At 73.2% G+C, this 8,124-nt stretch carries 4 protein-coding genes; 3 read left to right on the forward strand and 1 reads right to left on the reverse strand.

All coding sequences use genetic code 11. From position 1 onward, the window contains the following. Together UK12_RS31010 and UK12_RS31015 are read left to right on the forward strand one after the other, a co-directional pair. A partial coding sequence (locus tag UK12_RS31010; protein ID WP_045306539.1) for an SDR family NAD(P)-dependent oxidoreductase occupies positions 1–4,384 on the forward strand: 4,384 nt, incomplete at its 5' end. A gap of 478 nt (positions 4,385–4,862) precedes the next feature. After that, a complete protein-coding gene (locus tag UK12_RS31015; RefSeq protein WP_045306540.1) occupies positions 4,863–5,288 on the forward strand; it encodes a hypothetical protein in 426 nt (141 codons plus the stop codon). A 350-nt stretch (positions 5,289–5,638) separates the two neighbouring features. Here UK12_RS31015 and UK12_RS31020 read toward each other — a convergent pair whose 3' ends face one another. Next, positions 5,639–5,965, reverse strand: coding sequence for a nuclear transport factor 2 family protein (locus UK12_RS31020; protein ID WP_045306541.1), 327 nt, complete (start codon positions 5,963–5,965; stop codon positions 5,639–5,641). Between the two features lie 628 nt (positions 5,966–6,593). Between UK12_RS31020 and UK12_RS31025 the strand changes: the two genes are divergently transcribed. Continuing rightward, positions 6,594–8,124: type I polyketide synthase (locus UK12_RS31025; RefSeq protein ID WP_045306542.1), on the forward strand; the 1,531-nt coding region annotated here is incomplete at its 3' end.

Below are 8,124 nucleotides of genomic sequence, written 5' to 3' on the forward strand. Positions count from 1 at the left end.
GGCCGCTGATGGCCGGAAGACCAAGCGGCTCATGGTCAGCCACGCGTTCCACTCGCCGTTGATGGAGCCGATGCTGGCGGAGTTCCGTACGGTCGCGGAGGGTCTGAGCTTCCGCGAGCCCCGGATCCCGGTCGTCTCCACCCTGACCGGCGAGGTCGCCGATGAGCTGGTCACCCCCGAGTACTGGGTGCGCCACGTCCGCGAGGCTGTCCGCTTCCACGACGCCGTGCAGACCCTGGAGGGTGAAGGCGTCCGTACGTTCCTGGAGTTGGGTCCGGACGGCACGCTCTCGGCGATGGGTCAGGAGTGCGTGACGGAGGAGGCGGTGTTCGCACCAGTCCTGCGCCGTGACCGCGCCGAGGCGCAGAGTTTCACGACTGCTCTGGCGCAGCTGCACGTCCGTGGTGCCAGGCTCGACTGGCAGGCGGTGTTCGCGGGTACCGGCGCGCAGCGCGTCGACCTGCCGACCTACGCCTTCCAGCGGGAGCGCTACTGGCTGGAGGCGCCCGCGCTGTGGGCCGCCGACGTCGCCTCCGCCGGGCTGGTCGCCCCCGGGCACCCGCTGCTCGGTGCCGGCGCCCCGCTGGCCGAGTCCGACGGCTACCTGTTCACCGGGCGGCTCTCGCTCCACACGCATCCCTGGCTGGCCGACCACGCCGTCTCGGGCACCGTGCTGCTGCCGGGTACGGCCTTCGTCGAGCTAGCGGTCCGTGCCGGTGACCAGGTCGGCTGCGACCGGCTGGAGGAGCTCACCCTGGAGGCGCCGCTCGTCCTGCCGGAGACCGGCGCGCTCCAGTTCCAGCTCTGGGTGAACCCGGCGGACGAGAGCGGCACCCGGCCACTGGGTCTGTACTCCCGTCCCGAGGATGCCGACCCCGCCGAGCCGTGGACCAGGCACGCCAGCGGTGCACTCGCCGACCGCCGCCCGGCGGGTGAGGCGGCAGGTGACCTGACCGTCTGGCCGCCCGTCGGCGCCACGCCGGTCGAGGTCGCCGGGCTCTACGAGCGCCTGGCCGGCGGCGGATTCGCCTACGGCCCCACCTTCCAGGGCCTGACGGCCGCCTGGCAGCGCGGCGAGGAGATCTTCGCCGAGGTCGCCCTGCCGCAGGACGCCGAGGCGGACGGGAGCCTGTTCGCTCTCCACCCCGCACTGCTCGACTCCGCGCTGCACGGCACCTTCCTCCAGGAGGCGGGCGGCGAGCAGGGACGCCTGCCGTTCGCCTGGAGCGGCGTCACCCTGCACGCCACGGGTGCCACCGCTCTCCGGGTCCGGATCACCCCGCAGGGGACGGACTCGGTCGCGCTGACGCTCGCCGACACCACCGGCCAGCCGGTGGCCACGGTCGAGTCCCTGGTGCTGCGCCCGGTCGCCGCCGAGCAGTTGCGCGGCGCCCGCAGCTCGCACCACGAGTCGCTGTTCGAGGTCGAGTGGACCGCCCTCCCGCCGAGCGCGGGCACGGGTACGGGCTCAGGCGCGGGCCCGGTCACCGCCCCGCAGCCCGGTCAGTGGGCCGTTCTCGACAGCCGGCCCGGTCAGGGCGATGGCCTGGCCGCCGACCTCCGCACGGCGGGCATCCCGGCCGACGCGTACGCCGACCTGGCCGCGCTCGCCGCCGCCGTCGAGGCCGGTACACCCGTGCCGGACACCGTGCTCGTCCCGTTCACGCTGCTGCCGCAGTCGGCTGCCGTCCCGTCCGCCGAGGCCGTGCGGGCCGCCACCCACCGGGCACTCGCGCTCGCCCAGGCGTGGCTGGCCGAGCCTCCGTTCGCCGAGGCCCGCCTGGTCCTGGTGACCAGGGGAGCCGTCGCGACGGCGGCCGGTGAGGCGCTCGCGGACCTGTCCCAGGCCGCGGTGTGGGGCCTGATCCGGTCCGCCCAGGCGGAGAACCCGGACCGTTTCGTGCTGCTGGACCTGGACACCGCCGAGTCCTCGACCACGGCCGTCCCCGAGGCCCTGGCCTCGGCCGAGACGGAGCTGGCGATCCGACAGGGCACCTGCCACGCACCACGCCTGGCCAGGATCCCCACCGACGCCGCGCTCACCCCGCCGGCGACCGGTGCCGCCTGGCGGCTCGGCATCCCGGTCAAGGGCACCCTGGAGAACCTCGAACTGATCGAGTTCCCGGCCGCGGAGGCACCGCTCGACCCCGGATACATCCGGATCGGCGTCCGCGCCACCGGCCTCAACTTCCGCGACGTCCTCAACGCGCTGGGCATGTACCCGGGCAACGCCGGGCTGCTCGGCCTGGAAGGAGCGGGCGTCGTCCTGGAGGTCGGCCCCGGGGTCACCGATCTCGCCGTCGGTGACCGGGTGTTCGGCATGCTCTCCGGCGGCTTCGCGCCGGTCACGGTCACCGACCGGCGCATGGTGACCCGGATGCCCGAGGAGTGGACCTTCGCCGAGGCCGCCTCCGTCCCCGTGGTGTTCCTCACCGCGTACTACGCCCTGGTCGACCTCGCCGACCTCCGGGCCGGGGAGACCGTCCTGGTGCACGCCGCCGCCGGTGGCGTCGGCATGGCCGCCGTCCAGCTCGCCCGCCACCTGGGCGCCGAGGTGTACGGCACCGCAGGACCCGGCAAGTGGGACGCGCTGCGCGGCCTCGGACTGGACGAGCAGCACATCGCCTCCTCCCGTGACCTCGACTTCGAGCAGAGTTTCCTCGCGGCCACCGGAGGCCGGGGCGTGGACGTGGTCCTCGACTCGCTCGCCCGCGAGTTCGTCGACGCCTCGCTGCGCCTGCTGCCGAACGGCGGACGCTTCGTCGAGATGGGCAAGACCGACGTCCGCGAACCCGAGCAGGTCGCGGCCGAGCACCCCGGCGTCCGCTACCGGGCCTTCGACCTGATCGAGGCCGGTCCGGACCGCATCAACGAGATGCTCACCGCCGTCATCGCCCTGTTCGAGAAGGGCGCCCTCCAGCACCTCCCCGTCACCACCTGGGACATCCGGCGGGCCCCGGAGGCGTTCCGCTTCGTCAGCCAGGCCAAGCACATCGGCAAGGTCGTCATCACCGTGCCCGCCCCGCTCGACCCGAACGGGACGGTCCTGGTCACCGGCGCCACCGGCACGCTCGGTGCGCTGGTCGCCAGGCACCTGGTCACCGAGCACGGCGCCCGCCGCCTGCTGCTCACCAGCCGGCGCGGCAGCCAGGCTCCCGGCGCTGCCGAACTCACAGCAGAACTGGTCGAGTTGGGAGCCGAGGTCACCGTCGCCGCCTGCGACGCGGCCGACCGCGAATCCCTCGCCGCGCTGCTCGCCGCCGTACCCGCGGAGCACCCGCTCACGGCCGTGGTCCACACCGCCGGGGTCATCGACGACGGCGTGGTCGCCTCCCTCACCCCCGAGCGGCTCGACACCGTGCTGCGCCCCAAGGTGGACGCGGCGCTCAACCTGCACGAGCTCACCGCATCGGCCGACCTGGCGGCGTTCGTCCTCTTCTCCTCCGTCGCCGGCACGTTCGGCGGCGCCGGGCAGGGCAACTACGCGGCTGCCAACGCCTTCCTGGACGCACTGGCCAGGCAGCGCGGCGCGGCCGGGCTCGCCGGGCTCTCCCTGGCCTGGGGCCTGTGGGCGGAGAGCAGCGGCATGACCGGCACCCTGTCCGCCGCCGACCTCCAGCGGATGGCCCGCGGCGGCATCACCCCGCTCGCCTCCGCCCAGGGGCTGGCCCTGCTCGACACCGCCGCCACCGTCGGCCGGCCCGCCCTCGCCCCGATGGGCCTGGACGTCGCCGGACTGCGTACCCACGCCGACCCCGCCGCCGTCCCGCCGCTGCTCCGCGGTCTGGTGCGCACGCCCGCGCGCCGCGCCGTACGGGCCGCCACCGGGGCGGTGGAGGGGCCGAGCCTGGAGCAGCGGCTGGCCGGGCTGGGGGAGGAGGACCGCCGCAAGGTCCTGCTGGACCTGGTCCGCACCCAGGTCGCGGCCGTGCTCGGGCACGCCGGACCGGAGGCGGTCGAGCCCGAACGGGCCTTCAAGGAGCTCGGGTTCGACTCCCTCACCGGTGTCGAACTGCGGAACCGGATGAACGCGGCCACCGGTCTGCGGTTCTCCGCGACCCTGGTCTTCGACCACCCGACCCCCGCCGCGCTCGCCGAGCTGCTGGTCGCCGAGACCGCCCCGGCGGCCGATGCCTCCGGGCAGCCGCTGCTGGCCGAGCTCGACCGCCTGGAGGCTGCGTTCGCCGCCGCCCCGGTACCCGACGAGGAGGCCCGTACCGCGCTGGCGGCCAGGCTCCAGACGCTGCTCGGACGCCTGTCCGCCGCGGCGACCGCCGAGCTGGCGGCCCCGGTCGTCGACACGGAGCAGCTCCGGGCCGCCTCGGACGAGGAACTGTTCGCCTTCATCCACGACCAGCTCGGCCGTTCGCAGGGAGGTAACTGACCCCTCGGCGGGGAGAGCGGTCGCGGCCCCGGTCCGGACGTCGTCGGCGTCCGGGCCGGGGCCGGCCGCTGTCCGGTCCGTTCCCGAGGCGGTGGCCCCTCATGGCTGTCCCGGGACTGCCCGGCGGCCGGCGCGTTGGCCAGATCACGGGTGGGGTGATCAGTCGGTCGGATCACGGGCGAGGTTGATCGCGGTGAACGATCCGAAGCGGAGTGAGCCGTTCCCGGGGCTGACGCAGCAGCAGTTCGCCAGGCCGGTCGAGCTGGTGCGGCGGCGTGGCGGTGGGGCGGGGTCGTCCCGGCCGTCCAGAGCCGCTCGGTTGACAGATCGTCAGGTTTTGTCATGGATCCGTAACGGTGGCTGGCCGGGTGCAACCGGGCGGGACGGACGGCCCGTCCTGGTGCTCAGTGAGGCGCATCGGGCGCCTCCGCGAAGGGGTGGGTCTCACCATGGGGGAGACCCACGGGGAGGGAAGTCCATGAGCAGGACGAAGAAGACCGGGACGAAGATCCGGGGCGGCCGTGTGGCGGTGATCGGTGCGCTCGGTCTGGCCTCGGTGACTCTGGCCGCCGCGCCGGCGTTCGCCAAGGGCGGCGTGGACATCACGGCACCGCACACGGCACATGCCGGCCAGACCTTCACGGTCACGGCGCACGGGGACGACGACGCTGCCGTCTACCTGCGGGTGTGCCTGGAGGGCCGCAGTGGCGGGCAGGCGTGGCACCGGGTGACCTGCGGCGCCGTGGTCGCCACGGGCACCGAGGCGCAGGCCACCGCACACGTCAAGGCCGCGCACAGCGGCGTCCTGGAGTACCGCGCGGTGGTGTACGGCCTGACCAGCCCGACCGACGGCCAGCCCGTACGCGAGAGGACCTCCGGCCTGGCGACGGTGAACGTCCGCTGAGTCCGGCAGCGCGGCCGCGGACAGCCGGTACAACCACTGTCCGCGGCCGCGCGGTTCACTGCCTGATCCGCGAGTTCGTCCTTTGGCCGCTGTGTGAGGGTGCTCTACTGGCCCATGGAGTCGCCCAAGTCGTTTTCGGCGAACCGACGATGAGGCCGGTCATGCGCATTCCGGCCCGTCCCGGGCCTCCGCGCGTGCAGGTCTTCGTCACCGTGACGCCGTTGCGAACGGCCACCGAGTCGTTTCTCGGGACGGCAGCCCGCTGACCCGTACGGTCCGAGGTCGCCACCAGGGACCGGCCGGCCCGGGGTGCCGTGTGACGGCCCTGACGGCTCAGGAAGGTCCGGCAGTCAGCCGAGGAAGTCGACGTGGTCGATCAGGCCGTCGCGGACCCGGTAGGCGACCAGCACGCGGAGGGGGTCGTCCGTGACGCCGTGGGCGATCTCGTGGTCCACCACCCAGTCGCCCTCGGTGAGTCGGCCGACGATCTCGGCCCGGCAGCGGCCCTTGGCGAACATGTCGGCGTACGCCTGCCGCACGGCGTCGCGCCCGAGCAGGCGGTCGCCGCTGCGGCGGTTGATGCAGACGTCGGGGGCGTACGTCGCTGCGAAGGCGTCGAGGTCATGGCTGTTGTAGGCGGCGAGCTGGCGTTCGACGATGATCTCCGGGGCGGTCACCAGTTGATCATGCAGAGTGTTCGCTCGTTCGTCCAGGGAAAACCGGGACCACCTGCCGATCGGCACGACCCCACCTCGCAGCCGGATCCCGACGGCCGGCCGATCTCGCCGGCGCTACCGGGCTCACCCGCGCCTTCGGCGATGCCCTGCGCCGCCTGCGTCCGCGCGGCACCGGCCACGACCCGGGCCGGAACACCGCGGACCTGGTGGTGATGCTCCCCGACGGCGAGTCGATCGCCGATCCGGCCTCGACTGCGTGACCGGCCCGAGGTGTTCGGCCCGATCGCCTGCACCCCGACTGCCTGCACCCCGACTGCTCGGCGGCTGCCGGCCGGCATCGATCCGCCCGTGCTCACAGCTTTTCAACCCGGCTCGGCCAGGCCCAACTGAAAGGCGGAGGCTAGGGGCAGAATAGGGGTTGAGGGCCGCTCGGGCCGAACCATAATCTCGGATCGCGAATTGCAATAGGCGATCCCGGCGAAGCTCCTGGTGCCCGAAGTTGCCGACAACTTCGCCCAGGGGCTTCCTGCATGTCGCCGGCTTTTGCCGAAAGAGTGGCGAGTTCCTGCCGGTGAAATCCGTCGAAACGACGTGAGCCGACTGGATGCGTTGAAGAGGTGGGCATTTAATGGCGAATGAAGAAACGCTTCGTGACTACCTCAAGTGGGTCACGGCCGATCTGGCCCAAACCCGCCAGCGCCTCCAGGAGGTGGAGGCGGCGGACCACGAGCCGATCGCGATCGTCGGGATGAGCTGCCGGTTCCCCGGCGACGTGAGCTCCCCGGAAGAGCTCTGGCAGCTCGTCAGCCAGGGCCAGGACGCCGTCGACGGCTTCCCCGTCAACCGCGGCTGGGACCTCGACACCATCTACCACCCAGACCCCGAGCACCCGGGCACCTCGTACGTCAACGAGGGCGGATTCCTGCACGGGGCGACCGAGTTCGACCCGGCTTTCTTCGGGATCTCGCCGCGCGAGGCGCTGGGCATGGACCCGCAGCAGCGGCTGCTGCTCGAAACCTCCTGGGAGGCGTTCGAGCGGGCCGGCATCGACCCGGCCACCCTGCGCGGCAGCCGCACCGGCGTCTTCGCCGGTGTCATCTACCACAACTACGCCGCCCGTCTGCACTCCGTCCCCGAGGGCGTCGAGGCATTCCTGGGCACCGGCAGCTCCGCCAGCATCGCCTCCGGCCGGGTGGCCTACGCCCTGGCCCTGGAAGGCCCGGCCGTCACCATCGACACGGCCTGCTCCTCCTCCCTGGTCGCGCTGCACCTCGCCGTCCAGTCGCTGCGCTCGGGCGAGTCCACGCTGGCGCTGGCCGGCGGTGTCACCGTGATGTCCACCCCCGAGGCGTTCGTCGACTTCAGCCGCCAGCGCGGGCTGGCCGCCGACGGCCGCTGCAAGGCGTTCTCCGCCGAGGCGGACGGCACCGGCTGGGGCGAGGGCGTCGGCATGCTCCTGCTGGAGCGTCTGTCGGACGCCCGCCGCAACGGACACCCGGTGCTGGCCGTGGTCCGTGGCACCGCCGTCAACCAGGACGGCGCCAGCAACGGCCTGACCGCCCCCAACGGCCCCTCGCAGCAGCGGGTGATCCGGCAGGCGCTCGCCAACGCACGGCTGACCGCCCAGCAGGTCGACGCCGTCGAGGCACACGGCACCGGCACGGTCCTCGGCGACCCGATCGAGGCCCAGGCCCTGATCGCCACCTACGGCCAGGACCGCGCCGAGGACCGGCCGCTCTGGCTCGGCTCGGTGAAGTCCAACCTCGCCCACACCCAGGCCGCCGCAGGCGTCGCCGGTGTGATCAAGATGGTTCTCGCCATGCAGCACGGCGTGCTGCCGCAGACCCTGCACGCAGGCGAGCCATCGCCGCACGTCGACTGGGCCGAGGGCTCGGTACGGGTGCTCGCCGAGGAACGCCCCTGGCCGGAGACCGGTGAGCCGCGCCGCGCGGGTGTCTCCTCGTTCGGCTTCAGCGGCACCAACGCGCACGCGATCCTGGAGCAGGCGCCTGCCGTCGTCGCCGACGACGAGGCCGAGGAGCCGAGCGGGCCTGCTGCGCCGTCTGTGGCGTCGGTGGTGCCGTGGGTGCTGTCGGGTCGTTCGGCCGAGGCGCTGCGGGGGCAGGCCGGTCGGCTGTCGGCGCATCTTGAGGAGCGGT

This window comes from Saccharothrix sp. ST-888 (assembly GCF_000955975.1).
In the GTDB taxonomy this organism is placed as follows: Bacteria; Actinomycetota; Actinomycetes; order Streptomycetales; family Streptomycetaceae; genus Kitasatospora.

Coding starts and splice junctions, on each gene's coding strand:
- UK12_RS31015 (WP_045306540.1), top strand. CDS start 4,863: ATGAGCAGGACGAAGAAGACCGGGACGAAGATCCGGGGCGGCCGTGTG.